Origin of the sequence: Apibacter adventoris, assembly GCF_002964965.1 — a bacterium.
Classification (GTDB): domain Bacteria; phylum Bacteroidota; class Bacteroidia; order Flavobacteriales; family Weeksellaceae; genus Apibacter; species Apibacter adventoris.
Genome location: NZ_PSZN01000019.1, coordinates 93889 through 120217 on the forward strand (window position 1 = coordinate 93889; position 26329 = coordinate 120217).

The following is a 26329-nucleotide window of genomic DNA, read 5'->3' on the forward strand; positions in this document are numbered from 1 at the left end:
ATGTTAAAAAAAACCTATTGAAATATGAACTTTATAACAGTAAAGAAAGCTAAAGAAATAATAGAAAAGGAAATTTTTAAAACTGTAGAAAATAAAATTTCACTTAAAGATTCCTTACATTATTATACAGCACAAAATATATATGCTCCCTTAGATGTTCCAAATTTTGATAATTCAGCTATGGATGGGTATGCCTTTTCTTATAAAGATTTTGAAGAATGTAAAAAAATAAAAGTATCATATACTATTCAGGCTGGCGATAGTAATATACCGAGTTTACGTTCGGGGGAAGCGATCCGTATTTTTACAGGAGCTCCCATTCCTCATGGAGCAGATACAGTAATAATGCAGGAAAAAATATCTTTAAAAAATGATTATCTTATTTTTAATGATTCACAAATTAAAAAAGGACAAAACATACGTTTACGTGGTTCTCAATCAAAAAAAGGAGATCTATTGATTTCTTCAAATACAAAAATTACAGCTGGAGTTTTAGGTTTTTTAGCAGGGTTTGGTTTTACTCATTTATATGTTAATTCTTATCCGAAAATAGGGATAATAGTAACTGGTAATGAATTAACAGAAGTAGGTAACCCCTTAGAATTTGGTCAAATTTATGAAACTAATTCATGGGCATTACAAGCAGCTTTACAAGAATTAAACATACTCCCGACAATTTTAATAAAAGTAAAAGACAATAAAGAATTAACCTTACAAGCTATAAAAAAAGCGTGGGAAAAAGCAGATATTCTACTTATTACAGGAGGGATATCTGTAGGAGATTATGATTTTGTACAAGAGGCATTAGAAAATTTAGGTACTAAAAAACTCTTTTATAAAATTCAGCAAAAACCAGGGAAACCTATATATTTTGGTAAAAAAGAAAATCAGTTTGTTTTTGCTCTCCCCGGAAATCCGGCATCTGTTCTGACTTGTTTTTATCAATATGTACAACCATTTATAGAAGGGATAAAAGGTAGAAAAAATTTTTATGAAGAAAAATATTTAGGGGCTTTGTCTTCAGATTTTGAAAAAAACAACAACTTAACTTTATTTTTAAAAGCATATGAAAAAGATGGGAAAGTGAAAATTTTATCAGCTCAAGAATCTTATAAGATGGATAGTTTTTCTAAATCAAATTGTATAGCAGAAATAGAAGGAGGACCTAGAATCTTGAAACAAGGAGAAAAAATATCATTATGGAAAATCTGAAAATAGAAGGTTTTATATGGATAGAAAGCTCAGAAGGGCTGAGGATAGGAAAAGGAAGAGCTTTGTTATTAGAATATATTGAAAAAAGCGGCTCTATAGCTGAAGCAGCAAGACAAATAAAGATTCCATATCGAAAAGCTTGGAATATGATAAAAGAAATGAATAAAAATAATTCTGAAGCTTTAGTAATTAAAACAATTGGAGGAAAGGATGGAGGAAGCTCTGAATTAACTAAAGAAGGGAAACGGTTACTTTTAGAATATAAAAGGCTAAGTAATAAATTTATCCAATTTAAAAAAGAGCAGATATGATTGGGGATGCATATATATTAGCAGGTGGGAAAAGTTCCCGAATGGGGGAAGATAAAGGATTAAAATTACTTAATGGATTTCCTATTATACAATATGAAATAAATGTTTTAACTACTTGCTTTTCTGAAGTAAAAATTAATACACAAAATTTAGAATATAAGAAATTTAATTTAGAATTAGTTCCTGATATTGTTTCTAGTGCAGGTCCTATAGGAGGAATTTACACCTCACTTAAAAACTCTGGAAAAGATATATTTGTTATAGCTTGCGATATGCCTTTTATTACAAAAGAAGCAGTTACTTATCTCATAAAAAACCATACAGAAGCTTCTGCTACTGTAGCTGGATATAATAAAAAAATACAACCTTTATTTGGAATATACACTCAGCAAATACTTCCTTTATTAGAAGAAAAAATTAATAAAAAACAATTTAAAATGAGAGAACTTATACAGGATATCCAAGGAGAAATTATAGAAATGAATCCTGTGTTTTCCTCAAAAGTATTTGTGAATATTAACAATCCAGAAGATTTTACTCAAATAGAAACAAAAAAGATATAATGAAGAAAATTAAAATTTTTGGAAATTTAACAGATGTTTTCAAGACAAATGAATATGTATTTAAAGAAGAGATAAATACAGTTTCCGAATTAAAAGAAAAATTAGTTATACAATTTCCAGAATTAGCCTCTAGTAAATTTTTAATAGTGGTTAATAATGAATATATAAATGATAAAAAAATTATAGAATCAGATGCAGAAATAGCCTTACTTCCCCCTTATTCGGGAGGATAAAAAAATCAGAAAATGAATACACATAGATATAATAGACAAATAATTTTACCTGAGTTTGGAGAAAATTCTCAACAGAAACTTTTAAAATCGAAAGTTCTTGTTATAGGAGCAGGAGGTTTAGGCTGTCCGGTCTTGCAATTTTTAGCTACAGCCGGTGTAGGTCATATAGGAATTGCAGATGATGATAAGGTAGATATATCTAACTTACATCGGCAAATTTTATATAATGAAAATTCCATAGGAAAAATTAAAGCAAATGAAGCAAAAGAGAAACTTCATCAAATAAATTCTGAAATAGAAATTACAGCTTATTCGTATAAAATTACTCATGATAATATTTTACCCTTAATAGAACAATATGACATTATTGTAGATGGTACAGATAATTTTCAGATACGTTATTTACTTAACGATGCTTGTAAATTGTTGAAAAAACCTTTGGTTCATGGAGCTATCTACCAATATGAAGGTCAGGTATCAGTTTTTAACATAGAAAAAAATGGACAAATAACTAATTATAGAGATTTATTTCCCGTTGCGCCAAAATCCTTTGAATTTCCAAACTGTAATCAATCAGGAGTATTAGGTACACTTTCTGGTATAATAGGAACAGTTCAAGCTAATGAAGTAATTAAACTAATCACAGGAATAGGAGACCTATTAGTACATAAACTGTATCTTATAAATGTGCTTAATTATGAAACAAGGATCATTAAATATAATAAATTAGAAATAGTGATGGGCCCTAAAAATAAAGAGGAATTTTTAACTATGAATTATGATACATTTTGTAATATATCCTCCTTTTCGAAAAAAGAAATTGCTAATAAGGAAGAATTGCGTTCTCTTTTAGCTAGGGAAAATTCAATATTAATTGATGTTCGGAATGAAGGAGAAATTCCAGTAATAAATAAATATGAATATATAAGAATTCCTTTAACGGAACTTTCACATAGACTAGAAGAATTAGAAAACTATACAACCATTATTTTTGTTTGTCAATCGGGAGTAAGGAGTGAACAAGCCTTTAAACTTGTACAACAAAAATATCCTCAAAAAGATATCTTCCATATTTATAAAGGAGTAAAAACCATACTATAGAATGAAAACAATAAAAATAAAAAACCTATTTGTTGATGGTCCCGTTTCTCCTGAATTTATAGCTGAAAGTATTCAAAAACATAGTTTTAAAACCCAAATAGGAGGGCATAGTATTTTCTTAGGGCAGGTAAGAAATGATAAAAAAGAGGGAAAAGAAGTTACAGCAATAGAATTTACCACATATCAGGAAATGGCAATACAGAAATTAGTCCAGATACGAGAAGAAATTTTTGTTAAATACAACTTAGAGTGCGTGCATGTATATCATAGTTTAGGAAAAGTAAAAAAAGGAGGAATTTGTTTATTTGTGTTTACTTCATCTAAACATAGGAAACCTGCCATAAAAGCCTGTGATGAAATGGTGGAAAGGATAAAAAAAGAAATACCCATTTGGGGAAAAGAGATTTATAATGATAATACCCATACATGGAAAGAAAATATATATTAGTAATTTAATTAAAGAAAAATAACACTATCTAGCTTTTTACATATAGGAAACATAAATCAATAGTTATCCTTTAATATTCTGGCTTTAAGTTGGGAAAATTTACTTATAAAACGATTAGAAACAGAAATCGTTGAAAACTTACAAAGACGTTTATTTAAAAAATAGTAAAATCTAAATTTTTATAAATATTATGAATTATAAAAGACTACTTTTAGTTCTCTTAACATACTCATTATTAATAAATGTAAATATTTATGGTCAATCTATAAAAATAGAAGGAGAATTGCGAACAAGGGGAGAATTCCGGGATGGATTCCGAGCTCCTTTGGCAGATAGTTTGAATCCTGCATTTGTAAACAATATGAGAGCCCGTTTAACAGCTTTTTATGAAACTAAAGAATATCGCATAAAAGTAACTGTGCAAGATACAAAAACCTATGGGTCAACAGGAATAAATAATACAGGAAATTCATTAGGTCTGTATGAAGCATGGGCAGAATATTTTTTCTCACCAAAATTTTCGGGCATATTAGGCCGTCAGGCTTTAGAATATGATGATAATCGTTTATTTTCTTCAACTAATTGGAGTAATACTCCAATTGCTCATGACCTTTTGAAACTGAAATATGAATCATCTAAATTTAAAGTTCACTTAGGAGGAGCCTGGAATAATGCCAGTGATGTTTTATATGAATCGGTTTATGATAAAGGTTATCAATCATTATTATATAGTTGGGTACAAAAAACTTTTGAAAATTTTACCACCTCATTTATATGGGTAAATGATGGATTTCAAAGAAAAAATGAAACACAAAATCCTAAGACCTCCATATATAGAAATACAACAGGAATAAATGTAGAAATGAAAAATAAAGAAATACCAATTTCATTTTATACAACCGGCTATTATCAATTTGGTTATGATCGGGATGATCATAAATTAGATGCATTTTTATTGGCATTAAAATCGCACTATAAATTTTCAGATAAAATAACAGCTATTTTTGGAGGAGATTATTTTTCAGGTACTAAATACAATGCTTCCAAAAATAAAGATTATACCTTTAATAAATTATATGGAGCCAATCATGCCTTTAATGGATCTATAGAATACTGGACAACTCCCCCTAGACAGGGACTAATAGATTTATATGGAGGAATAGAAATTAAAACTAATTCAAAATTAAAATTTTCAGGAAATTTTCACACCTTTTCTACTTCTCAAAAAATGAAAAATAGAGAAAATAAAGATATTGGGTCTGAATTTGATCTGCAAGTAGACTATAAACTTTCTCCTTCTTTATCTATTCAGGGAGGATGGAGTACCTATTTGAAAAACAGAGGTACAGAAATTATAAAAAAACAAGAAGAAATAAACACTCATTTTCCACAATGGGCATATATAATGATAACAATTAAACCGGTTTTCTTTTCAACAATAAAAGAAAAATAAAAAATCAAAGATATATAATAAAAAATATAATCAATGGTAGATATAACATATAAAAATAAAACATTAAGAAAAGCTATAGCGCAAGCTATAGTCAAAGTAAGTTTGCTTGATACTATTACTGCGATAAAGGAAAATAACGTTCCTAAAGGAAATGTCTTTGAAATGGCAAAAACTGCCGGATTATTTGCGGCTAAACGTACCAGTGATATGATTCCGGATTGTCATCCCCTTCCTATAGAATATACATCGGTAAATTATGAAATAAATGATTTGCAAATAATTATCACCGTAGAAATAAGAACAATTTATAAAACCGGGGTAGAAGTAGAAGCTATGCATGCCGCATCCATTGTTGCACTTACCTTTTACGATATGTTGAAACCTATAGATAAAAATATAGAAATTCAAAATATCAGATTAATTGAAAAAAAGGGAGGAAAATCTGATAAAAAAGATAAATTTAATATTCCTTTAACAGCATCAGTGATTGTTTGCTCCGATAGCATTTCTTCTGGCAGAAAGGAAGATCGTGCAGGGAAAATAATTATTGATAAACTATCTAAGTTTGGAATTGAAAATTCAGAATATATAATTATTCCGGATGAAATAACTAAAATACAAGAATTAATAAAAACATATTGCGAAAAGAAAATAGATATGATTCTGATTACTGGGGGTACGGGATTGTCCAAACGAGATGTAACTCCGGAAGCTGTAAAACCATTATTGGAAAAAGAAATACCCGGAGTAGCAGAAGCTATGAGAAGCTACGGACAAGATAGAACTCCTTTATCTATGCTTTCTCGTAGTGTTGCCGGTTTGATAAGAGATACTCTTATAATTACACTACCGGGCTCTACAAAAGGAGCTGAGGAATCGATGGATTCAATATTTCCGGCAATTTTGCATATTTTTAAAATTATAAATGGAGGTCAACACGAATAATAATAAATATTGTAATAATTTAATTCTATGAAACGTAAATTTTATCTAATATTGATACTATTGGCAGTGATATTAGCCATATTCTTACCTAGGTTTTTCACTTATAATCATAAAGTAACCATAGCTGCAGCGGCAAATTTAAGGTATGTTTTAGAAGAAATAAAAAATCAATATAAAAAAGAATATCCTAAAGCAGAAATACAAATAACTTACGGATCTTCAGGAACCTTGACACAACAAATTTTAAATGGAGCCCCCTTTACTCTTTTTATGTCAGCAGATACTAAATTTCCTCAAAAAATTGCTAAACAAGGTTTTGCTGCAAGTTCGATTAAAACCTATGCTTACGGAAAAGTTGCTATGTGGAGTTCTTCTCAAGAGGTTTCTAAAGGTTTACATTTAGTATTATCTCCAGAGGTGAAAAAAATTGCTATAGCCAATCCTGATAATGCTCCTTATGGTAGCAATACAGTTAAGGCTCTTACCTCTCAACAGTTATATAATAAAATAACAAAAAAAATTGTATGGGGAGAAAATATTAATCAAACAGCACAATTTGCTTTTTCAGGAAATGCTGAAATAGGGTTTATAGCATTGTCTTTAGCTTTATCTCCGGAAATGAAAAATAAAGGAAGATATTATGTATTGCCCCGTGAAATATGTCCTTGGGTAGAACAGGCGGCAGTTTTAATTAAAGGAAGTCAGGATGATGAAGAGACCCTTCGCTTTTTTAAATATATAAATAGCCCTGCCTGCAATTCTATATGGGAAAAATATGGATATGGATTACCTTCAGAAATAAATATAAAATAAATTGGATTTAGATTTTTTTAATACACTTATTTTAACAGCTAAATTAGCAATAATTACAACCTTATTACTACTAATTATAAGTTTGCCGGTAGCGTATCATTTGGCTTATTCACATTTTAAAGGTAAAGCCTTTATTGAAGCACTAATTTGTATGCCTATGGTTTTACCCCCTACTGTAATGGGATATTATTTATTGGTAGCATTTAGCCCTCATAATGCTTTAGGAATTTTTTTTGATAAATATTTTAATACACGATTAGCATTCACATTTAAAGGAATAGTAGTAGCCAGTGTCATAGCTGGACTTCCTTTTATGATTCAACCTCTTCAAAATGGTTTTACTTCATTACCTAAAAGTTTTAGAGAAGCCTCTTATACTATGGGAAAATCAAAATGGGTTACCTTTTGGAGAGTATTGATTCCTAATATAAAACCTTCATTAATTACAGGAATAGCCTTAACTTTTGCACATTGCATAGGAGAATTCGGAATTGTTTTAATGGTAGGGGGAAATGTTCCAGGGCAAACTCGTATAGCATCCATAGCTATTTACGATCAAGTTCAGGCACTTAATTATGAAGTAGCCAATCAGTATTCTATAATTTTATTTATAATTTCTTTTATTTTGCTAACGCTTATTTACAGTATAAATAAAAGTTTTAGAATTAACACTTTGTAATTCGTAAGAAAAGTATGAAAATTCATATATGATAGAAATAGATATAAAACATCACATACAAACTTCTGAAGAAAAAAGTATTCTAGATATAAAAGCAAAAATACCAGAAAATCAGTTAGTATGTATTTCAGGTAAATCCGGAGCAGGAAAAACCACTTTACTTCGTATATTGGCCGGTTTAACTAAGCCTATGTTTGGACAAATAAAGTTTGGAGATACAATAGTTTTCGATTCAACCGAAAAAATTAATCTATCTCCACAAAAAAGAAATATAGGTTTTATGTTTCAGGATTATGCTCTTTTTCCTAATTTAAATGTAGAAGAAAATATCCTTTTTGCACAGCCCTCAAACCAAGAGGGGATATGGGCGGGTAAATTAATCAAAATATTTGATTTAGAAGGACTTAAAAAACAAAAAATAGAAAAACTTTCCGGAGGTCAAAAACAAAGAGTAGCTTTGGCTCGTGTTCTGGTTCAAAAAGCGCCTATTCTCCTCTTAGATGAGCCACTATCAGCTATTGATCGGGAAATGAGGATTGAATTACAAGATGAAATTATAAAATCACATCATCTTTTACATTCAACAACTTTTGTAGTAAGCCACGACGAAGATGAAATTAATAAGATGGCCTCATGCATTTTATATATTAAAAATGGAAAAGCAGAGTTAGTTTATATAAAATAAACAAGAACTTTTATCTATCTTTTTCATTATAATTTTTAACCACAATCCATCCGGTTAATTTTCTGCCATCGGTAATTTCAATTACGTACCAGTAGCTATCAGAAGGTAAAATTTTCCCCAGATGAGTACCATCCCAAACAAATCCATTGTTATCAATTTTAGCATTGACTAATATAATGCCGTATCGGTTAAATATTTTCACAGAACTTCCCGGATATAATTCCAATCCTTTCAGATTCCAAACATCATTGATTCCGTCTCCGTTAGGAGTGATTATATTAGGAAGATTTAAAATGCCGAAAGGAAAAGCATTAGATATACATCCATAAGCATTCCTTACATAAGCATTATATACCTCATTTTTTAAATTATGAAAAATTGGTGAATTTTGCCAATGAATATTATCCAGACTATATTGTAAAGGAGGATTTCCTACAGCTATTATTTCTGCTCTATAATTATTAACCTTTACTTCTTTAATAAAAAGATTATTAATATTGACAGAAGAAGAGGAATTACATAAGTTTCTATCAGTTGTAGAATTTAAATATGTGTCGGAAGAATTAACCTTATGGAATTGAATGACATCATTATTATTTTCTAGTTGAGCGCTTGCAAATGGAGATAATAATAGTATAGTTAGTGTTAAAAATAAGCTTTTCATAAGACAGTAATAATAATTTTAATAAAAAAATAATAATGCAAAAATAAACATTTTATTCTAATAATTATTATATAATTACTATATACAATTTATGAACTAATATGGTAACTTTTTATACTTATCAAAAGAAAATAAGAGAGAAGAAAATTATATTTTCAAATATTATTATTTAAAATTATGAAATATAGTCTTTTTATTCAACGCTTCGTAATTACTTATTGATCTTTCTCATTATAATTTCTAACCATAATTTAACCACTTAATTTTCTCCCATCCGTAAGTTCAATTATATACCAATAGCTTGCTGTAGCTACATTTTTTCCTAAATATTTACCATCCCAAACAAAACCTTTATCAATTTTAGTATTGACTAATAATTTGCCATATCGGTCAAAGATTTTCACAGAACTTCCCAAGTATAATTCCAATCCCTTTAGGTTCCATACATCATTTATTCCGTCTTTGTTAGGAGTAATTATATTGGGAACATTGAGCAAACCAAAAGGAAAAGGGGCAGAGATACAGCCGGAAGCATTTTTAACATAGGTATTATAAATTTTAAATTCCAGGTTATAAAAAACAGGAGAATACTGCCAGTGAATCATATCCCAGACTGTATTGCAAAAGAGAGTTTTCTATCGCTACTATTTCCGCAGTATTCTTATTAACTTTAATCTCTTTAATAAAAGGATTAAGGAAATTAATAATCACTGAAGAAGAAACACTACAATTGTTATAATCAGTCACAGTTACCGAATACGAGCCGGACTTAATAACGTTGATAGTTTGGGTAGTCTCACCGGTACTCCACAGATAAGAGGCTCCGGGGTTACCAGCATCCAAAGTTAAGGAAGCACCTTCACATAGGATTTTATCGGGACCTAAGTTGACGGATGGTTTGGGATGTATTGTAATAGTTTTATCGAATGTTATGTTTTGCTCATTTTCATACTGGTCTTTATATTTTAGGGTAACCTTAACTAGATAGGTTCCGAAAGTAGAGAAAGTATGAATAGGAGTATTATTATTAATAACTGTATTTCCATCTCCAAAATCCCAGTTAGCAGTATAAGTAGAAAGGTTTGTATTTAAGGAAAAAGTAAGCGGTTCATTTAAGCAAAATTCAGACAGGTTTAAATTTCCATTAATAAGAATAGTTCCATTAAAAAAAGAGACAATAAAGGAGGAGAGTCCATAGGTGGAAATTTTTCCTCCTAGATCGATAGAAAGAGGTTTAAAGTTTGCTCCTGATCCATATATATCAGGATTTTCAATTACAGATAGGGCTTTATCATTTATTGCAGTATGATAAATTTTTTTATCTAGACCTAATTGTAGAGCTCCAAAATAACTTTGATTATTACCTTTATATAAGAGAAATTTACTATTTGGTATAGAGATTGCAGTTAAATCATATTGATGTATTGTGCTTTCAACGTTTTCAGACGAATAAAGTATTTTACTATTAGGAGAAAATTCTACTCCGTAAAAATGTTTGTTAGTATCTAAAATAACTTCATTACTAACACCACCAGTGAAAGAATTAAAATCATAGATAGCTAAAGCTTTTGAATAGTGGGCAATTGCTAGTTTTTTACTGTCAGGAGAAATTTTAATATAACCTAAACGACAATCATGGTCTAAAGGAACAGATATTCCAACTTTACTTATTACGGGAATGGTATTTAATCCTGAATTATCTATTTTAAAAGCATAAAATTTATCAATAAATTGGGTAATAATCCAAATATCTTCTCCATTAGCATGTTTTACTGCAGTAATATTTTCAAAACTTTTTTGTACACCATTGAGAGGCAAAGGAATATTTTTTTTCCTGATATTACAGCTCCATTTCCGGAATCTAAAGTCATATCCACTAAAGAGTAGTGTATTCCTACAGAATTTGTTGGGCTAATATCATTTGTATGAACACTAAATATATAATAAAGAGTTGGGGTGTAAGGATCAGGAATTATAAGTCCTGATTGAGTACTGGAACTATTTCCTAATAAACCGGTATCATTAGACATAATGGAATGATTTTTATTGTAAACGGTTGAACCATCGGTATAAAATAATAAATTTCCATTTTTATCGGATATTGAAGAACAACATTCATGGGTGTACAAAGCGCCATTAGTATCGGCTATGGGGGATCTTGAAGTAAAATCTAGCCCTGCATGATTGCCAAAGAACCAATGAGCGGTTTCCAATTGTGCATATATAAAATAGGATAATAATACGTAAATAATTAAAAAATATCTCTTCATATGTGGAATAATTAGTAATTAATTTATAAACATACAACTTTTATTTCGTATTGTGAAAATTATAGATAATGATCAATTATGACAGTTTTCTATAATAGAATTACCTTTTGTAAATTCAATTAAGTTTCTTATATTTGCCGTTCGAAAAAATAATTAAACAATTTGATTTATGAATCATTATGAAACTGTTTTCATTTTAACTCCCGTTCTATCGGATTCTCAGGTAGAGGAAGCAGTTAAATCGTTTGAGAACTTACTCAAAGAAAACAACGCAACTATTGTAAACCAGGAAAACTGGGGATTAAAAAAATTAGCATACCCTATTCAATTAAAAAGAAATGGGTTTTATAACCTAATTGAATTTGAAGCTCCTGGTGATATTGTTAACATTCTAGAGTTAGCATTTAAAAGAGATGAAAGAGTATTAAGATTCTTAACTGTGAAGCTAGATAAACACGGAGTAGAATGGGCTAGAAAGAGAGAAGAAAAAGTTAAATCATTAAAAAAATAAGACATGGCAATAGATGAATTAGCAAAACAGGCAGCAGGAGGAAATGCCAGTGAAGTAAAATTCTTAAGTCAGTTAGATATTGACACTAAGACAGAAAAGAAATATTGCCGTTTTAAAAAATACGGTATAAAATATGTTGATTATAAAGATCCTGATTTCTTATTGAAATTTGTAAATGAGCAAGGTAAAATTCTTCCCAGAAGACTTACCGGTACATCTTTAAAATTCCAAAGAAAAGTATCTCAGGCAATTAAAAGAGCAAGACATTTAGCTTTATTGCCATATGTAGGAGATCAATTAAAACCTTAATTTTATAAAAAAGAGATCATGGAAGTTATTCTTAAACAAGACGTAGAAAATTTAGGATTAGAGTTTGATGTGGTAAATGTAAAACCTGGTTATGCTCGTAATTATTTAATACCTAAAGGATGTGCTTTATTAGCAACCCCAAAAAATAAAGCTGCTTTAGAAGCTACTTTAAAAGAAAGAGAAGCAGAAGAAGCTGCCTTAGTAAAAACTGCTAATGATATAGTTGCGAAATTGAAAGAGGTAGTTGTAACTATTCCTGCAAAAGTTGGTGCTGGTGATAAGTTATTCGGTTCTGTTAATAATTCTGATTTAGCAGAAGCATTAGCAAAATCCGGAGTTGAAATAGATAAAAAATATATTAAAATTCCAGGTAACACGATTAAAAGATTAGGAAAATATACTGCAAAAGTTCGTTTACACAGAAATGTGGAGTATGATTATTCTTTTGAAGTTGTTTCTGATGGTGTAACGGAATAGAAATTATAATACAAAATATATATGAGAAAAGCAGTTTTATAACTGCTTTTTTCTGTCTTATTTAACTATTGGAGTTAAGTTAAATAGTTTTTAATATTTTCTAAGATAAATTTAATTACTTACAAGAAAAATAGAGTACTAAAATATAATTTTTTTGATTTTCTAAAAAAATAGATTTTTAAATCTAATTTTACAAACTACTACAATTCTAATCTAATTTTCGTGATTATTATTTAAAATACTACCTTTGTTTTACTTAGATAAAGCATATAAAAATGAAAGTAGGAAAAATAGCTTTAATGCTTGAGAAATGGGCTCCTGAATCTAATGCCGAAAGTTTTGATAATGTAGGTTTATTAGTTGGGAATGTTGATGAAGAACTGACAGGGATTTTAGTAACTTTAGATTGTTTGGAAGAAGTAATAGAAGAGGCAATACATAAAAAATGTAATATGATTATTACTTTTCACCCTATAATTTTTTCTGGATTAAAATCTATTACAGGTAATAATTATGTAGAAAAGGCTGTTGCTAAAGCTATAAAGCATGATATTGCAATTTATGCAATACATACCAATTTAGATATTGCAAAAGAAGGGGTAAATTTTGAAATAGGAAATCGTTTACATCTCAAGAATCTGCGTCCTCTAATAAGTAAAAAACAATGTATAAAAAAACTTCATACCTATGTTCCTTTTGTTCATTTTTCTAGTGTACAACAAGCTTTGTTTAATGCTGGAGCTGGTGAAATTGGAAATTATAAAAATTGTAGTTTTAGAATGGATGGAAGAGGAACATTTATACCAACACAAAATGCCAATCCCTATTTAGGAAAAATAAATAATTTGGAAGAAGTAGAAGAGGCTTTATTAAGTGTAATTTTTGAAGATTATAAATTGCCTGATGTTTTACAAGCGCTAAAAAAATCTCATCCATATGAAGAAGTGGCTTATGAAGTATATACATTGGATAATGAAAATCAAGATTTAGGAATGGGAAGGATCGGAGAATTAGAACAAGAAATTTCTGAAGAAGAATTTTTATTAAAATTAAAAAAGAATTTTTTAACCCCATGTATAAGACATACTGTTTTAAGAAATAAGCCTATTAAAAAAGTGGCTGTATTAGGAGGATCCGGCAGTTTTGCCATAAAAAATGCTATTTCACAAGGAGCCGATACCTTTGTTACAGCAGATATTACATATCATAAATTTTTTCAGGCAGAAGGCAAAATATTATTAATTGATATAGGACATTATGAAAGTGAACAATATACCAAAAATTTAATATATAATTATTTAACAGGGAATATTGGAAGTATACCCATTTACATATCTGAGTATAATACTAATCCTGTGAATTATTTTATTTAAAATAAGGAATTCATGGAGTCAGTATTACTAAAATAAATTACCTGTTACATAAAGTTTTAAAGTGTAAATGTTTGATTGGGTGTTAAACATATTATAAAATTTAGTAATTTTACACTTTGATTAAACACAAAATAAAATTCCAAAAAAATAACTATAATAATTTATGGCTACAAAGAAAAAAGCAGATACTACTACAATTGAGGAGAAGCTAAGGGCATTGTATGATTTACAAATTATAGATTCTCGTTTAGATGAACTAAGAAACTTACGTGGTGAGTTGCCTATGGAAGTAGAAGATTTGGAAAATGAAATAGCAGGATTAGAAAAAAGAATAGGAAAGATAGAAGATGAAGTATTGAATTTTGTTAATGAAATTAAGATTAAGAATGAATTGAATAAAAATTCTGAAGCTCAAATAAAAAAATATAAATCCCAACAAGATAACGTAAGAAATAATAGAGAATTTGAAGCATTAGCAAAAGAAATTGAATATCAGGAATTAGAAATTCAATTACAAAATAAAAAGATAAAAGAAATTAATGCTAAAATTGAATTTAAAAAATCTCAAATTGAAGAGCAACAAACAAAATTATCAAGTTATCAGGAACATTTAAATCATAAAAAATCAGAATTAGAAAATTTAATTCGAGAAACTGAAAAAGAAGAAGATTTTTTAATAAAAAAATCTGAAGAGTTCGGTTCTAAAATTGATGAAAGATTATTAAATAGCTATCATAGAATCAGAAAAAGTTCTAAAAATGGTTTAGCTATTACTAGTATAGACAGAGGGGCTGTTGTTGGGTCATTCTTTACAGTTCCGCCTCAAAAACAAGTGGAAATAGCTTCTAGAAAGAAAATTATATCTGATGAACATAGCGGAAAAATTCTTGTAGATGAGTTTTTAGCTAAAGAAGAACAAGAAAGAATGGAAGAATTACTAAAAGGTAATTAAATCAATAAAATTTATAAAATAAAAAACAGAAGGCAATTAATTTTAATTGCCTTCTGTTTTTTATTTCAATTATTCATTAGTTATCTCAAAAATAATGAAATTTATAAAAATATAAATACGTATGATATGAATATTTTCTAAATTTGCTTATAAAGAGGAAAAAAAATAAAAAGGTTTGCAAAAAATATTATAAATTCTATATGGATAAAGGTAAAAATAAACAAGAACAGGGTATAGCTACAAAGATATCAGAATTAATAAATAAATTTAATTCTCAGCCAATTTATTTACCTATCAATAAAAAGGATCTAGAACAAGTAATAGATATATTTTTTTCCCAAATGTTTCCAATATGTCAAAAAACAAATAAGAAAAAATCAGAATTAGAACTAACTCAGGCATATAAAATACTTTTAAAAAATATTTCTAAATTATTAAATAAAAAAGAAGCTGAATACAAGTTAGAACTATTTTTAAATAAATTATTAGATATACAATTAAGTTTAGAGAAAGATGCAAAAACGTTTTTAGCCAACGATCCAGCCGCTGAATCTTTAGAAGAAGTAGTGTTGACATATCCCGGTTTTTATGCCATAACAGTTCACAGAATAGCTCATGAATTTTACAAATTAAAATTTCCTATAATACCCCGTTTGTTTTCAGAATATGCACATACTCGTACAGGTATTGATATTCATCCAGGAGCAGTAATAGGAGAAAATTTTTTTCTTGATCATGGGACAGGTACTGTAATAGGTGAAACTTGTATTATAGGCAATAATGTAAAAATTTACCAAGGTGTTACTTTAGGGGCACTCTATGTAGCAAAGAATCTGTCTAAAGTAAAAAGACATCCCACCGTAGAAGATAATGTAGTTATTTATGCAGGAGCTACCATTCTAGGCGGTGATACGATTATAGGACATGATTCAACTATTGGAGGAAATGTTTGGCTTACTCAAAGTGTGTTACCCTATACTTTAGTTTATTACTCTTCAGAAATGAAAATTAAAACTATTAAAGATTTTAAGGAACCTATTAATTATGTTATATAGAAAATTTAAAAACAAATAAAAACAAATTTATGAAAGCAAATAGTATATTAGAAGTTATTGGTAATACTCCACATGTACGGATAAAAAAATTATTTCCTGATTACAAAGTCTATATCAAGCTAGAGAAACAAAACCCCGGAGGTAGTATTAAGGATCGTATTGCTTTAGCTATGATTGAGGATGCTGAAAAAAAAGGTTTATTAAAAGCAGGTGGTACCATTATAGAACCTACTTCGGGAAATACAGGCGTAGGTTTAGCATGGATAGGAAAAGTAAAAGGGTATAAAGTTATGTTAACTATGCCTGAATCTATGTCAATTGAAAGAAGAAGATTAATGTCTGCTTATGGAGCAGAATTGGTATTAACTCCAAGGGAACAAGGAATGAAAGGAGCTATAGCAAAAGCTGAGGAATTAAACAAAAAAATACAAAATTCTTTTGTTCCTCAACAATTTAAAAACCCTGCAAATCCTAAAATACATGCAAAAACGACAGCTAAAGAAATCATAGATGATTTTCCTGAGGGAATAGATGCATTAATTTCCGGAGTAGGAACTGGTGGACATATAACAGGTGTTGGTGAAATGTTAAAAGAAAAATTTCCTACCATAAAAGTTTTTGCTGTAGAGCCTACAGACTCACCGGTAATATCAGGAGGAAAACCTGGACCTCATCCTCTTCAAGGCATTGGAGCAGGATTTATTCCTGATACTTTAAATGTAAAATTATTAGATGGGACTATTCAAATATCTAAAGATGAGGCATTTGAATATACTAAAAGATTAGCTTTTGAGGAAGGAATATTAGGAGGAATATCCACAGGAGCATCCTTAGCAGCAGTAGCCAAAAAAATAAAAGAGCTCCCTAAAGGGGCTACGGTTTTAACTTTTAATTATGATACAGGAGAAAGATATTTTTCAGTTGAAGGATTATTTTAAAAACTTTATAAAAAAAGAGATGTTATTTTATAACATCTCTTTTTTATTTATTAATGAAAATTTATTTTAAAAATTCTTTAATTTTTTGAATTTTAATCTGAGCTTCAGAAATTTTTTCTGCAAATTCATCTTTAGTTGTTAATGTACTTTGTACGGAAAAATAAAACTTAATTTTAGGTTCTGTCCCGGAAGGCCGGCAAGCTAATTTTGTTCCTTTGTTTGTATAGAAAATTAAAACATTGGACTTAGGAATATCAATGTTTGTTTTTTCACCTGTAGTTAAATTTAAGGAAATAGATGATTGATAGTCATCTGATTTGATTACATTTTCTCCAGCTATTTCTTTAGGAGGGTGAGCACGGAATTCTTCCATCATCTTTGAAATTTGACTTGCTCCATCTTTTCCAGTCTTTACGATTGAAACCAATTCTTCATAGTAAAAGCCTACTTTTTCATATATATCAATTAACTTTTCAAATAAGGTTTTTCCTTCATTTTTAGCTTCCTGCGCAGCTTCACAAGCTACAAGAATAGATGATATTGAATCTTTATCTCGAACATAATCACTCGGCATAAATCCAAAGCTTTCTTCGCCTCCGCAAATAAATTTTTCTTTTCCTTCTTCTTTTCTTATTAAGTCAGCAATCCATTTAAATCCTGTTAAACCTACTTTACAATCAACACCGTAATGATTAGCTAATGCAAAGAAAATATCAGAAGTAACTATAGTAGATCCAATAAATTGTTTTCCGTCAATTTTTCCATTTTTTTTCCATTTCTGTAAAATATAATCTGTAAGTATAGTATTTGCTTGATTACCATTTAATAAAACCAATTTTCCGTTTATATCTCGAATTGCAATTCCTAATCTGTCAGCATCTGGATCTGTCCCGAAAACAATATCTGCATTTTGTTCTTCAGCATATTTTAATGCCAAAGATAAGGCTTCGGGTTCTTCCGGATTAGGGGATTTTACTGTAGGGAAATTTCCGTCAGGTATTTCTTGTTCTGGAACAATAAATACATTTTCATATCCTGCATTTTCTAAAGTTTGAGGTAATATTTTTATTGAAGTTCCATGAAGAGAAGTATAAACAATTTTAAGATCTTTTTTTCCTTTTAAAAACATAGTGTTTTCAATTGCAGCATCAATAAATTGATTATCTATCTCTTGATCTAAATAAGTAATTTTAGAATCATCACCATCAAATTTGATTTCAGCAAAATCTACTTTTCGTACTTCTTTGATAATTGCTGAATCGTGAGGAGGTACTATTTGAGCCCCATCATTCCAATATACTTTATATCCGTTATATTCGGGTGGATTGTGGGAAGCTGTTAAAACAATTCCGGCATCACATTTTAATTTACGTACAGTAAAAGATAATTCTGGTGTGGGCCTGAATTCTTTAAATAAATATACATAAATTCCATTGGCTGTAAGGACATTTGCTACAAGTTTTGCAAAAGTGTCACTATTATGTCGTACATCAAAGGCTATGGCAACTGTAATTTTTTTTCCAGTGAATTGTTGGTGTAAATAATTGGCTAAACCTTGGGTAGCCTGTCCATATGTGTATTTATTTAGTCGATTGGTACCTACCCCCATGATTCCTCGCATTCCACCTGTACCAAATTCCAGATTTTTGTAGAAAGCTTCATCTAACTCTTTAGGGTTGGTTTCAATTAACTTTTGAACTTCCTTTTGTGTATTTTCATCAAAAGGTGATTTTAGCCATGTTTTAGCAATTTCTAAGGAATTCATTTTATAAAGTAATTTTAGTTATTGTTTTTGTTTAATTTCAGCCATATCCACTTGTTTTAAATCTTTTTCAGGGTTTCCTATTAAAGTTAAAGTAGTATTATTTTTAATTTTACCGGTCAATTTACTTTTAATATTAAGTTCTGCAGTAGCTACATTAGCTAATTGTATATCTGCTACAGAAATTTCAAAAAAAGGAGCTGAAAAATCACTATCGTTTTTAGCATTTAATTTTAGTTTATTGCCACTTCCTTGTAAATTAATTTTAGAGGCATTTTCTGTTTTAACGTTTAATTCATCAACAACAATATTGCTTGCTAATAATTTGGAATTATTATATAAAAAGATGGTTAATTTAGAAGTTCTAATTTGTGAGTTAATATCTACATTTACGTTATTGTACAAATTAAATTGGATTATTTCAGGATTATAAATATATATATTATATAAATCAGTATCTTTTACTTCTTTAGATTCGGACAAACTTAGTAAGCCATCTTTATTTTTTATATTTAAATTATTTATTATATTATTATAAGATTCTATTATCATTCTCGGGTTTTTATCGTCATATAAATAAATAAGGCGGTAATTTCCTTTTGCAGAGATTTGTTTGATATTACTTAGTTTTATTTCTTTAGTAATAATATTTCCTTCACCTTTAATAGAAAAATTGCAGGATATGCAAAACATTATTAGCACAGGCATAAATGCAAGATATATAAGTTTTTTCATTCTTTTATATTTATATATTTGGAGATAGTATAATCTTCTTTTCTTCCTCTTTTTAATTCGACAATAAGCTCACCTAAAAATCCTGCAATAAACAATAGGGTACCTAATACCATCATGATTAAAGAGATATAAAATAAAGGATCAGTAGTAATTAGTTTAGCAGGAATATTTTTCCATACTTTAATTAATTTGCTGATTCCCATCCATGCAGCTGAGAAAAAGCCCAAAATAAACATAAGAGTCCCAATAAATCCAAAAAAATGCATAGGTCTAGATCCGAAACGAGACATAAACCATATGGTTATTAGATCGAGAAAGCCTCTGACAAAACGATTAGCTCCAAATTTTGATTTTCCATATATACGAGCTTGATGTGGTACTTCTTTTTCGGTTATTTTAGTATATCCTTCATTTTTTGCTAAAACAGGAATGTATCTATGCATATCTCCATAAACATCGATTGCTTTTATAACTTCATTTTTATAAGCTTTTAGTCCACAGTTAAAATCATGTAGTTTTACTCCCGAAGTACTTCTTGCAGCCCAATTAAAAAGTTTTGAAGGAAGATTTTTGGTGATTACATTATCATAACGTTTTTTTTTCCACCCGGAAACCAAATCATAATTATCTTCTACTATCATTTTATGTAGTGCAGGAATTTCTTCAGGAAAGTCTTGTAAATCTGCATCCATAGTGATAACAACTTCACCTTTAGCTATTTTGAATGCAGCATTTAGAGCTTGGGATTTCCCATAGTTTCTTGCAAATTTAATTCCTTTTACTTGTGGATAAATTTTTGAAAGGTTATTAATTATAATCCAAGAATTATCTGTACTGCCATCATCTATAAAAATTACTTCATAGCTAAATTTTTCTTGAATACAAACATTATGTATACGATCAAAAAGCTCATTCAGTGAATCAGCTTCATTGAGTAGAGGAATAATTATTGAGATTTGCATTGGATATTCGAGTTCTAAAAAATATTGACAAAAGTACGGATATTGTAAAGTAAAAAAGATACAGTATAATTAAAATAATAAAAGAATTTTTCAAATTAAACAAAGGTTCATTTTTTAAAGATTCAGAAGTTAAACTTTTATGGTGCATTTTATATTTAAATGTGTCCTCTTCAGTTGGGTTTTGTAAAGATTTATAATCTTTATTTAGTTCTTTTAAGCTCTGTTCAAGTCTTTGATTCCTTAATAATTTTTCTGAATTTTTATCTATAACGTTAAAAAAAAAGGCTATAAATAGATATGAGAGTGTTCCTCCTATTAATAATGTGCTAAATGAGTATTGTAAACATTTAAAAAAAGAAAGTTTTTTAACATTTGTTTTTTTATATAATAAGATTATAGTAAGTAATGTATAGATAAATGGAAGAACAAAAAAATTAACTTTTGCACTAATCATATAATAATCAGAATTTATAAAAAAAAAGTAAACAGCAAAAAATATTACAAGAGTTATTGCTGTTAATAATAATCCATAATTAATAGGTTTACTTTTCATAATATATTTAATGCAAATTTACTCTTTTTTGTGTGAATGTAAAAAGTACTAAATTATCAATAAATAATTATTTATGTAAATATTGTTATTTTTTTATTTCAATGATGATATAAAAATATTTAGGAGAGTAAATAACACAAATATTTATATTTAATTAGAATAGTATTAATTTAAAATACAATGAACGACAAATATTTATAATTATAAAGTTAACAATATGAGTATATCTTTTTTATTAAGATGTTTAATTAGTTTATTGTTCTAATAGAAATAAAAATTATTTTTAGAAAGATCTTATTAAGATTAAGGATAAAACAAAGTTATCCAAAAACAATATTTATTTAAATAAATGATACATGAATTAATTTGAAAATTATCATTTATTACAATTCAAAAAATGAAGGCTTATATTTTCTACGAAAAATATTTTTTTAAACAGTAAAGTTAGTGTGATAATATAATCATTCATTTGATTATTAATGTAGAATAAACTAGTTTGTATTTTATGTTAATGGGTAAGTTGATTATTGTTTTATTAATAAAATTTAATAAAATTTAAAATAATTGCGAAAAAATATATTTTTTTATTGTAATTACGGATTTCCGTAATGAAATTCTATCACTTAATCGTAATTTTATATCAGTTAATCAGAATAATAATTTCAAACATATTATTAAGCAACTAGTGTTAATTAAGCCTCTTTTTATAAGAGGCTTTTTCTTTTATAAATTAAATAGCTAAATTTTAGTATTTAATATTTTGTAATTAACTAATTATTAGATTTCAGTTAAATATCCTTCCATACATTTCCACAATAATAACAATGAAACTTAGAATTTTTTACTTTTATAGGAAAGCCTAAAAATAATATACTTAAACCAAAAATTCCGTTGAGGTTTTCATCTTGATATATATGATTTGAACCACACTTAGGACATGTTTTATCTCCATATTTAGAATTTTTAATTGTATATTCTACTTTTACATTATTTTCTGTAGTTTTTATTTGTTCTTCATGTAATTGAATAACAGATTTTGCTTTTTCCAAATCATTTTTAAATACCTGTAGTTCTATTCCCCCAATAGCTTGACTTAGCAACCAATCAGATTGTACGGTATATTCATTTGCTATATATCCGTAAATTCCATATTCTTCTAGTAATTGAAGGGTTTGAGAAGCTTCAATATAGTTATCATACTTCTTTAAGCTAACTAACTGATTCATATTTTTATGGTTTATACAAAAAAGAATTTTTTGGCAAAAACCTGTTACATATAGAATTTAATTTTTAATACCGGAAGAGATTTTGTTTATTGCTTCAATTAAAATTTTTTGTTCCGTATGCATAACCTTTTGTTGTAAATCTGTGACAGTATCTCCTTTTTCAACAGGGAAATTTCCCTGTACAATAATATCTCCTTCATCTACTTCGGGCGTTACGTAATGAACTGTAGCTCCGGACTCTGTTTCTCCTGCATCTAAAACAGCCTGATGAACTTTTGCTCCATACATTCCTTTTCCACCAAACTTAGGTAAAAGAGATGGGTGTATATTAATTATTTTTCCTTTCCATCTTTCACAAAAATTAGCAGATAATATAGATAAAAAACCAGCAAGTATTATTAAATCTATATTTTCAGAAGATAATAATATATCTATTTCGGAAGATAAGTCTTTGTTTCTTTCCACTAAGAACGTGTTTATATCCCTGTCTATAGATCTTTCTAGAGCATAACAATCCCTATCAGCAATTACAATACAAATTCTAGTATTTTGTAACTCCTTTGAATCTACAGCATCTATAATACTTTGTAAGTTTGTTCCATTTCCGGAAACTAAAACAGCTAGATTCATAGAATTATTAAATTAGTGCAATTTTTTCTTTTCCATGTTTAATAGAACCTAAAAACATACTACCCTCAATAAGTTGTAAAATATCTAAGACATTTTCAGGATTTACAATAATACACATACCTACTCCCATATTAAAAGTTCCAAACATTTCCATTTCTTTAATATTTCCTCTTCTTTGGAGTTCTTTCATTATAGGAGGTATATTTATTTTTGAAGTTTCTATTTTTGCACATAAACCTTCTGGAATAATTCGAGGAACATTTTCTAATAATCCACCACCGGTTATATGTGCAATTCCAAAAATAGGAAAATTTTCTTGTATTTTTAGAATGTCATTTTGATAAAGACGAGTAGGAGCGAGTAAAGTTTCATAAATAGGTTTATTGTCATAAATTTCATTAATATCGGTAAATATTTTTCTGATTAATGAAAATCCATTGCTGTGGAACCCGCTGGAAGGAAGACCTATGATAGCTTGGTCTTCAGTTATTTTTGAGCCATCAATAATTTCATTTCTTTCTACAACACCTACACAAAATCCAGCCAAATCGTAATCTCCTGTTTTATACATTCCTGGCATTTCGGCAGTTTCTCCTCCAATCAGAGCTGTTCCTGTTTCTTTACATGCTTTTACAATACCTAAAATTATTTCGGCGGCTATATCTGAATTTAATTTACCACATGCTAAATAATCCAGAAAAAAAAGAGGTTTTGCTCCATGGCAAAGAATATCATTAGCACACATAGCAAAACAATCAATTCCTACAGTATTATATATGTGAGAATCTAAAGCTATACGAAGCTTTGTACCTACTCCATCAGTCCCTGATACTAATATTGGATTTTTATAACCAGATAATTCATAAAAAGCACCAAAACTACCAATTTCATTTAGTACATGAGTATTGTAAGTTTGACTTACAGCATTTTTAATTTTAGATACAGTTTGGTATCCTTCTTCTTTATCTACTCCGGATTCTTTATACGTTACCATATAGTTTAATTTTTTAGTTGTATTACAAAAATATTAATTATAAATTATAATTATATATTTTTATGAAAAATGCCCAAAAATTTATATTAATTTTTGGGCATTTATCTATCTATAGTTTAATTTATTGATCGTTAAGAAAATCTTCCAAAGCTTTAGTCATAGAAGGTTTTTCTTTAGTCGGAGCAAAAAATTCTACTTTTAAACCGGCATCTTCAGCAGCTTGTTTAGTAGAATGTCCGAAAGTTCCTATAATCAAATTTTCCTGTTTTAATCCAGGATAATTATCCAATAAAGATTTTATGCCTAAAGGACTAAAGAAAACTAAAACATCATATGTATGTATATCTTTAATTTTAGCAGCAACATTACAACTTACGGTACTAAATAAAACAGCTCGAGTCCACGTAATTCCTGCTTTATTTAAAGCATCGGGAATGTCTTGATTTAAAACATCAGATGTGGGTAACAAATACTTTTCATTCAGATTTTTTTTGAAAAGAGGAATCATATCTTCAGCTTCTTTTTCTCCAAAATATATTTTACGTTTTCTATAAACAATATATCGTTGAAGGTAAAGTGCTATTGCTTCTGATTGACATACATATTTCATTGAATCAGGTACACTAAAACGCATTTCTTCAGCTAAACGAAAAAAATGGTCAATTGCATTTCTACTTGTAAAAATAATTGCAGTAAAATGGGAAAAATCAATTTTTTGTAACCTAACATCTTTGGCATCAGCCCCTTTTACTTGGAGAAAAGGATAGAAATCTATATTAATTTTATGCTTTTTCTCTATTTCAAAATAAGGAGAACTATCACCTATTGGTTTGGGTTGTGATACTAATATAGATTTAACTTTCATAATTTAAAATAAAATTTTTCTTATAAGAACACTAATTTTAATATACATAGTGCAGGTAATATTTCGAAAGTGCAAAGGTACAAAAATTCGTAATATGTTGAAATATTTATTCGTTTTTTGATGAAAAATATTAACCATATCCATTCTAATATTAACAGCGTAAATAGTGTTCCAATTGTTATATAGGTAAGATATTCTTTTGGAATATTTGAATAATAAATAGCAAAACAAAGAAATATAAATATAAATAATTTTAGAAATAAGAAGATGTAACGATTTTTATAATTTTCTTTATATTCTTTGTTTTTTCCGAGAATAAGAAAAAAGGCATTTCCTAAAATATAAGAAAATACATGATAGATTAAAAGTATAATAAATAAAATAATAAATTTTAAAATTTCTGATTGATAAAAGGGTATAACAATATCAAAAAAAGGAAACAAAACTAAAGCTAAAATTACAGTATATACAAAACTGCATATTGCAATATAAAGAGTAAAATTTTCACTTTCAAATGATAGAGAGGAAAACTTAAAAATAGGTTCACTTTTAGGAATAAGTATAAATCTAGATAAAACTAACAACAATAAACTACCTAAAAAGGTAAAATTAATTAAATCATCTCCTAAAGAGGATCGTAAAACTTCCAAAACTTAATAAATTATTTAAATTCAATCATTATCAATCCATCTATTTGTAATCGGTTGATAAGAATCTATTCTTCTGTCTCTTAAGAATGGCCAGTGTACTCTATAATTATCAGATTCTTGAGTGTCTATATCCACTACAATAATTTCTTCATCAGTATGGGAAGCTTGATATAAAATAGACCCTAAGGGATTAGAGACAAAAGAACCTCCCCAAAATTTCATAGCTCCGTCTTGTTCAAAACCTACACGATTTACACTTACAGTATGCACACCATTCGCTATTGCATGACTTCTTTGTATAGTTTGCCAAGCATTATATTGTTCCTGATTAGTAACCTCGTCTTGAGAAATAGCCCAGCCTATAGCTGTAGGATAAAATAAAATTTCAGCACCCATTAAAGAAGTAATTCTTGCAGCTTCAGGAAACCACTGATCCCAGCAAATGAGAACCCCTATTTTTGCATATTGGGTTTGAAATGTTTTATACCCTAAATCTCCGGGAGTAAAATAAAATTTCTCATAAAAAGCAGGGTCATCTGGAATATGCATTTTCCTATATTTACCCAGATAAGTCCCATCAGCATCTATTACAGCTGTAGTATTATGATAAATACCCAGTGAACGCTTTTCAAATAAAGAGGCAATAATAACTATATTGTTTTCTTTTGCAATTATAGAAAGTAGCTCAGTTGTAGGTCCAGGAATGGGTTCTGCAAGTTTAAAATTATTATAATCCTCTACATCACAGAAATACAATGAAGTAAATAATTCCTGTAAACATACAATTTGTGCCCCTTGCGAAGCGGCTTTTTTAATGCCTTCAATTGCTTTTTTTAAATTGTTATCTACATCTTTAGAACAACTGGATTGTACTAAACCAACTTTAATTTTTGCCATCTAATATTTTAAAAATTGTAATTAAATTTATTTGCAAAAATAAGTCTTTATTTTAATATATAT

The 26329-nt window shown here is 28.5% G+C and carries 32 protein-coding genes; 18 read left to right on the plus strand and 14 right to left on the minus strand.

Going from position 1 to position 26329, the window contains the following annotated elements; translation table 11 throughout:
• Positions 1-24 precede the first annotated feature (24 nt).
• The 11 genes from C4S76_RS08060 to C4S76_RS08110 all read left to right on the plus strand — a co-directional run bounded on the left by C4S76_RS08060 (position 25) and on the right by C4S76_RS08110 (position 8443).
• Positions 25-1212 carry a molybdopterin molybdotransferase MoeA gene (locus tag C4S76_RS08060; RefSeq protein ID WP_105193963.1) on the plus strand — a complete coding sequence of 396 codons (1188 nt, stop codon included), beginning with the start codon at positions 25-27 and terminating at the stop codon, positions 1210-1212.
• Positions 1200-1523, plus strand: coding sequence for a winged helix-turn-helix domain-containing protein (locus C4S76_RS08065; protein ID WP_181044089.1), 324 nt, complete (start codon positions 1200-1202; stop codon positions 1521-1523). Before C4S76_RS08060 ends, C4S76_RS08065 begins: the two co-directional genes overlap by 13 nt.
• A complete protein-coding gene (gene mobA, locus C4S76_RS08070) occupies positions 1520-2086 on the plus strand; it encodes a molybdenum cofactor guanylyltransferase (protein ID WP_105193965.1) in 567 nt (188 codons plus the stop codon). Before C4S76_RS08065 ends, mobA begins: the two co-directional genes overlap by 4 nt.
• On the plus strand, positions 2086-2319 hold the full coding sequence (locus C4S76_RS08075; protein WP_105193966.1) for a MoaD/ThiS family protein: 234 nt from the start codon (positions 2086-2088) through the stop codon (positions 2317-2319). The genes mobA and C4S76_RS08075 overlap by 1 nt, the downstream gene beginning before the upstream one ends.
• Positions 2320-2331: 12 nt before the next feature.
• Positions 2332-3420: a HesA/MoeB/ThiF family protein gene (gene moeB, locus C4S76_RS08080; protein ID WP_105193967.1), complete on the plus strand. Its 1089-nt coding sequence runs from the start codon at positions 2332-2334 to the stop codon at positions 3418-3420.
• 1 nt (position 3421) lies between these two features.
• Positions 3422-3868 carry a molybdenum cofactor biosynthesis protein MoaE gene (locus C4S76_RS08085; protein ID WP_105193968.1) on the plus strand — a complete coding sequence of 149 codons (447 nt, stop codon included), beginning with the start codon at positions 3422-3424 and terminating at the stop codon, positions 3866-3868.
• Positions 3869-4058: 190 nt separating this feature from the next.
• Positions 4059-5321 (plus strand): alginate export family protein, encoded by a 1263-nt coding sequence (locus C4S76_RS08090; RefSeq protein WP_105193969.1) that lies wholly within the window; start codon positions 4059-4061, stop codon positions 5319-5321.
• Between the two features lie 33 nt (positions 5322-5354).
• Entirely contained in the window at positions 5355-6266 is a 912-nt protein-coding gene (gene moaCB, locus C4S76_RS08095; RefSeq protein ID WP_105193970.1) for a bifunctional molybdenum cofactor biosynthesis protein MoaC/MoaB, read from the plus strand.
• Between the two features lie 27 nt (positions 6267-6293).
• Entirely contained in the window at positions 6294-7079 is a 786-nt protein-coding gene (modA, locus tag C4S76_RS08100) for a molybdate ABC transporter substrate-binding protein (protein ID WP_105193971.1), read from the plus strand.
• A 1-nt stretch (position 7080) separates the two neighbouring features.
• Positions 7081-7758 (plus strand): molybdate ABC transporter permease subunit, encoded by a 678-nt coding sequence (gene modB, locus C4S76_RS08105; RefSeq protein WP_105193972.1) that lies wholly within the window; start codon positions 7081-7083, stop codon positions 7756-7758.
• Between the two features lie 28 nt (positions 7759-7786).
• Complete coding sequence (locus C4S76_RS08110) at positions 7787-8443, plus strand: ATP-binding cassette domain-containing protein (protein WP_105193973.1); 657 nt, start codon at positions 7787-7789, stop codon at positions 8441-8443.
• A 10-nt stretch (positions 8444-8453) separates the two neighbouring features.
• On the opposite strand, the gene C4S76_RS08115 is transcribed toward C4S76_RS08110, so the two are convergent.
• The 4 genes from C4S76_RS08115 to C4S76_RS08130 all read right to left on the minus strand — a co-directional run bounded on the left by C4S76_RS08115 (position 8454) and on the right by C4S76_RS08130 (position 11377).
• On the minus strand, positions 8454-9107 hold the full coding sequence (locus tag C4S76_RS08115; RefSeq protein ID WP_105193974.1) for a T9SS type B sorting domain-containing protein: 654 nt from the start codon (positions 9105-9107) through the stop codon (positions 8454-8456).
• A 251-nt stretch (positions 9108-9358) separates the two neighbouring features.
• Positions 9359-9712 (minus strand): T9SS type B sorting domain-containing protein, encoded by a 354-nt coding sequence (locus C4S76_RS08120; protein ID WP_105193975.1) that lies wholly within the window; start codon positions 9710-9712, stop codon positions 9359-9361.
• Positions 9678-10925: a PKD domain-containing protein gene (locus tag C4S76_RS08125; RefSeq protein ID WP_105193976.1), complete on the minus strand. Its 1248-nt coding sequence runs from the start codon at positions 10923-10925 to the stop codon at positions 9678-9680. The genes C4S76_RS08120 and C4S76_RS08125 overlap by 35 nt, the downstream gene beginning before the upstream one ends.
• Positions 10877-11377, minus strand: coding sequence for a hypothetical protein (locus C4S76_RS08130; protein ID WP_105193977.1), 501 nt, complete (start codon positions 11375-11377; stop codon positions 10877-10879). The genes C4S76_RS08125 and C4S76_RS08130 overlap by 49 nt, the downstream gene beginning before the upstream one ends.
• Before the next feature lie 169 nt (positions 11378-11546).
• On the opposite strand from C4S76_RS08130, the gene rpsF reads away from it, so the two are divergent.
• From rpsF to cysK, 7 genes are all read left to right on the plus strand, one after another.
• On the plus strand, positions 11547-11888 hold the full coding sequence (gene rpsF / locus C4S76_RS08135; protein WP_105193978.1) for a 30S ribosomal protein S6: 342 nt from the start codon (positions 11547-11549) through the stop codon (positions 11886-11888).
• Positions 11889-11891: 3 nt separating this feature from the next.
• Positions 11892-12197 (plus strand): 30S ribosomal protein S18, encoded by a 306-nt coding sequence (gene rpsR, locus C4S76_RS08140; protein WP_105193979.1) that lies wholly within the window; start codon positions 11892-11894, stop codon positions 12195-12197.
• A gap of 18 nt (positions 12198-12215) precedes the next feature.
• A complete protein-coding gene (gene rplI / locus C4S76_RS08145; protein WP_105193980.1) occupies positions 12216-12674 on the plus strand; it encodes a 50S ribosomal protein L9 in 459 nt (152 codons plus the stop codon).
• Positions 12675-12949: 275 nt separating this feature from the next.
• Positions 12950-14047 (plus strand): Nif3-like dinuclear metal center hexameric protein, encoded by a 1098-nt coding sequence (locus tag C4S76_RS08150; protein WP_105193981.1) that lies wholly within the window; start codon positions 12950-12952, stop codon positions 14045-14047.
• Between the two features lie 163 nt (positions 14048-14210).
• Positions 14211-14999 carry a zinc ribbon domain-containing protein gene (locus C4S76_RS08155; protein WP_105193982.1) on the plus strand — a complete coding sequence of 263 codons (789 nt, stop codon included), beginning with the start codon at positions 14211-14213 and terminating at the stop codon, positions 14997-14999.
• Positions 15000-15199: 200 nt separating this feature from the next.
• Positions 15200-16054: a serine O-acetyltransferase EpsC gene (gene epsC / locus C4S76_RS08160; protein ID WP_105193983.1), complete on the plus strand. Its 855-nt coding sequence runs from the start codon at positions 15200-15202 to the stop codon at positions 16052-16054.
• A gap of 29 nt (positions 16055-16083) precedes the next feature.
• The gene (gene cysK, locus C4S76_RS08165; protein ID WP_105193984.1) at positions 16084-16992 is read left to right on the plus strand and encodes a cysteine synthase A; all 909 of its coding nucleotides are present in this window, start codon (positions 16084-16086) and stop codon (positions 16990-16992) included.
• A gap of 61 nt (positions 16993-17053) precedes the next feature.
• Here the strand turns inward: cysK and C4S76_RS08170 are convergent, their stop codons facing one another.
• The 10 genes from C4S76_RS08170 to C4S76_RS08215 all read right to left on the minus strand — a co-directional run bounded on the left by C4S76_RS08170 (position 17054) and on the right by C4S76_RS08215 (position 26266).
• Positions 17054-18757 carry a phospho-sugar mutase gene (locus C4S76_RS08170; protein WP_105193985.1) on the minus strand — a complete coding sequence of 568 codons (1704 nt, stop codon included), beginning with the start codon at positions 18755-18757 and terminating at the stop codon, positions 17054-17056.
• 18 nt (positions 18758-18775) lie between these two features.
• Entirely contained in the window at positions 18776-19489 is a 714-nt protein-coding gene (locus C4S76_RS08175; protein WP_105193986.1) for a GIN domain-containing protein, read from the minus strand.
• The gene (locus C4S76_RS08180) at positions 19486-20451 is read right to left on the minus strand and encodes a glycosyltransferase family 2 protein (RefSeq protein ID WP_105193987.1); all 966 of its coding nucleotides are present in this window, start codon (positions 20449-20451) and stop codon (positions 19486-19488) included. The genes C4S76_RS08175 and C4S76_RS08180 overlap by 4 nt, the downstream gene beginning before the upstream one ends.
• Entirely contained in the window at positions 20417-21004 is a 588-nt protein-coding gene (locus tag C4S76_RS08185; RefSeq protein WP_105193988.1) for a DUF4199 domain-containing protein, read from the minus strand. The genes C4S76_RS08180 and C4S76_RS08185 overlap by 35 nt, the downstream gene beginning before the upstream one ends.
• Before the next feature lie 788 nt (positions 21005-21792).
• The gene (locus C4S76_RS08190) at positions 21793-22230 is read right to left on the minus strand and encodes a putative signal transducing protein (RefSeq protein ID WP_105193989.1); all 438 of its coding nucleotides are present in this window, start codon (positions 22228-22230) and stop codon (positions 21793-21795) included.
• A gap of 57 nt (positions 22231-22287) precedes the next feature.
• Positions 22288-22860, minus strand: coding sequence for a phosphoribosylglycinamide formyltransferase (gene purN, locus C4S76_RS08195; protein ID WP_105193990.1), 573 nt, complete (start codon positions 22858-22860; stop codon positions 22288-22290).
• A 7-nt stretch (positions 22861-22867) separates the two neighbouring features.
• Complete coding sequence (purM, locus tag C4S76_RS08200; RefSeq protein WP_105193991.1) at positions 22868-23854, minus strand: phosphoribosylformylglycinamidine cyclo-ligase; 987 nt, start codon at positions 23852-23854, stop codon at positions 22868-22870.
• A gap of 121 nt (positions 23855-23975) precedes the next feature.
• Complete coding sequence (locus tag C4S76_RS08205; protein WP_105193992.1) at positions 23976-24719, minus strand: uroporphyrinogen-III synthase; 744 nt, start codon at positions 24717-24719, stop codon at positions 23976-23978.
• A 20-nt stretch (positions 24720-24739) separates the two neighbouring features.
• Complete coding sequence (locus C4S76_RS12205) at positions 24740-25369, minus strand: DUF4271 domain-containing protein (RefSeq protein WP_105193993.1); 630 nt, start codon at positions 25367-25369, stop codon at positions 24740-24742.
• A 21-nt stretch (positions 25370-25390) separates the two neighbouring features.
• Positions 25391-26266 carry a carbon-nitrogen hydrolase gene (locus C4S76_RS08215; protein ID WP_105193994.1) on the minus strand — a complete coding sequence of 292 codons (876 nt, stop codon included), beginning with the start codon at positions 26264-26266 and terminating at the stop codon, positions 25391-25393.
• Positions 26267-26329 lie beyond the last annotated feature (63 nt).

Excerpts from the sequence above, each read along its gene's own strand:
- C4S76_RS08205 (WP_105193992.1), bottom strand. The coding sequence starts at position 24,719 with ATGAAAGTTAAATCTATATTAGTATCACAACCCAAACCAATAGGTGAT.
- C4S76_RS08175 (WP_105193986.1), bottom strand. The coding sequence starts at position 19,489 with ATGAAAAAACTTATATATCTTGCATTTATGCCTGTGCTAATAATGTTT.
- C4S76_RS08215 (WP_105193994.1), bottom strand. The coding sequence starts at position 26,266 with ATGGCAAAAATTAAAGTTGGTTTAGTACAATCCAGTTGTTCTAAAGAT.
- C4S76_RS08075 (WP_105193966.1), top strand. The coding sequence starts at position 2,086 with ATGAAGAAAATTAAAATTTTTGGAAATTTAACAGATGTTTTCAAGACA.
- moeB (WP_105193967.1), top strand. The coding sequence starts at position 2,332 with ATGAATACACATAGATATAATAGACAAATAATTTTACCTGAGTTTGGA.
- cysK (WP_105193984.1), top strand. The coding sequence starts at position 16,084 with ATGAAAGCAAATAGTATATTAGAAGTTATTGGTAATACTCCACATGTA.
- C4S76_RS08185 (WP_105193988.1), bottom strand. The coding sequence starts at position 21,004 with ATGAAAAGTAAACCTATTAATTATGGATTATTATTAACAGCAATAACT.
- rpsR (WP_105193979.1), top strand. The coding sequence starts at position 11,892 with ATGGCAATAGATGAATTAGCAAAACAGGCAGCAGGAGGAAATGCCAGT.
- C4S76_RS08065 (WP_181044089.1), top strand. The coding sequence starts at position 1,200 with ATGGAAAATCTGAAAATAGAAGGTTTTATATGGATAGAAAGCTCAGAA.
- modA (WP_105193971.1), top strand. The coding sequence starts at position 6,294 with ATGAAACGTAAATTTTATCTAATATTGATACTATTGGCAGTGATATTA.
- C4S76_RS08170 (WP_105193985.1), bottom strand. The coding sequence starts at position 18,757 with ATGAATTCCTTAGAAATTGCTAAAACATGGCTAAAATCACCTTTTGAT.
- C4S76_RS08150 (WP_105193981.1), top strand. The coding sequence starts at position 12,950 with ATGAAAGTAGGAAAAATAGCTTTAATGCTTGAGAAATGGGCTCCTGAA.
- purM (WP_105193991.1), bottom strand. The coding sequence starts at position 23,854 with ATGGTAACGTATAAAGAATCCGGAGTAGATAAAGAAGAAGGATACCAA.
- C4S76_RS08190 (WP_105193989.1), bottom strand. The coding sequence starts at position 22,230 with ATGAATCAGTTAGTTAGCTTAAAGAAGTATGATAACTATATTGAAGCT.
- C4S76_RS08155 (WP_105193982.1), top strand. The coding sequence starts at position 14,211 with ATGGCTACAAAGAAAAAAGCAGATACTACTACAATTGAGGAGAAGCTA.
- mobA (WP_105193965.1), top strand. The coding sequence starts at position 1,520 with ATGATTGGGGATGCATATATATTAGCAGGTGGGAAAAGTTCCCGAATG.
- purN (WP_105193990.1), bottom strand. The coding sequence starts at position 22,860 with ATGAATCTAGCTGTTTTAGTTTCCGGAAATGGAACAAACTTACAAAGT.
- C4S76_RS08110 (WP_105193973.1), top strand. The coding sequence starts at position 7,787 with ATGATAGAAATAGATATAAAACATCACATACAAACTTCTGAAGAAAAA.
- rpsF (WP_105193978.1), top strand. The coding sequence starts at position 11,547 with ATGAATCATTATGAAACTGTTTTCATTTTAACTCCCGTTCTATCGGAT.
- moaCB (WP_105193970.1), top strand. The coding sequence starts at position 5,355 with ATGGTAGATATAACATATAAAAATAAAACATTAAGAAAAGCTATAGCG.
- C4S76_RS08085 (WP_105193968.1), top strand. The coding sequence starts at position 3,422 with ATGAAAACAATAAAAATAAAAAACCTATTTGTTGATGGTCCCGTTTCT.
- rplI (WP_105193980.1), top strand. The coding sequence starts at position 12,216 with ATGGAAGTTATTCTTAAACAAGACGTAGAAAATTTAGGATTAGAGTTT.
- C4S76_RS08180 (WP_105193987.1), bottom strand. The coding sequence starts at position 20,451 with ATGCAAATCTCAATAATTATTCCTCTACTCAATGAAGCTGATTCACTG.
- C4S76_RS08090 (WP_105193969.1), top strand. The coding sequence starts at position 4,059 with ATGAATTATAAAAGACTACTTTTAGTTCTCTTAACATACTCATTATTA.
- C4S76_RS08115 (WP_105193974.1), bottom strand. The coding sequence starts at position 9,107 with ATGAAAAGCTTATTTTTAACACTAACTATACTATTATTATCTCCATTT.
- C4S76_RS08060 (WP_105193963.1), top strand. The coding sequence starts at position 25 with ATGAACTTTATAACAGTAAAGAAAGCTAAAGAAATAATAGAAAAGGAA.
- C4S76_RS08130 (WP_105193977.1), bottom strand. The coding sequence starts at position 11,377 with ATGAAGAGATATTTTTTAATTATTTACGTATTATTATCCTATTTTATA.
- epsC (WP_105193983.1), top strand. The coding sequence starts at position 15,200 with ATGGATAAAGGTAAAAATAAACAAGAACAGGGTATAGCTACAAAGATA.
- C4S76_RS08120 (WP_105193975.1), bottom strand. The coding sequence starts at position 9,712 with ATGATTCACTGGCAGTATTCTCCTGTTTTTTATAACCTGGAATTTAAA.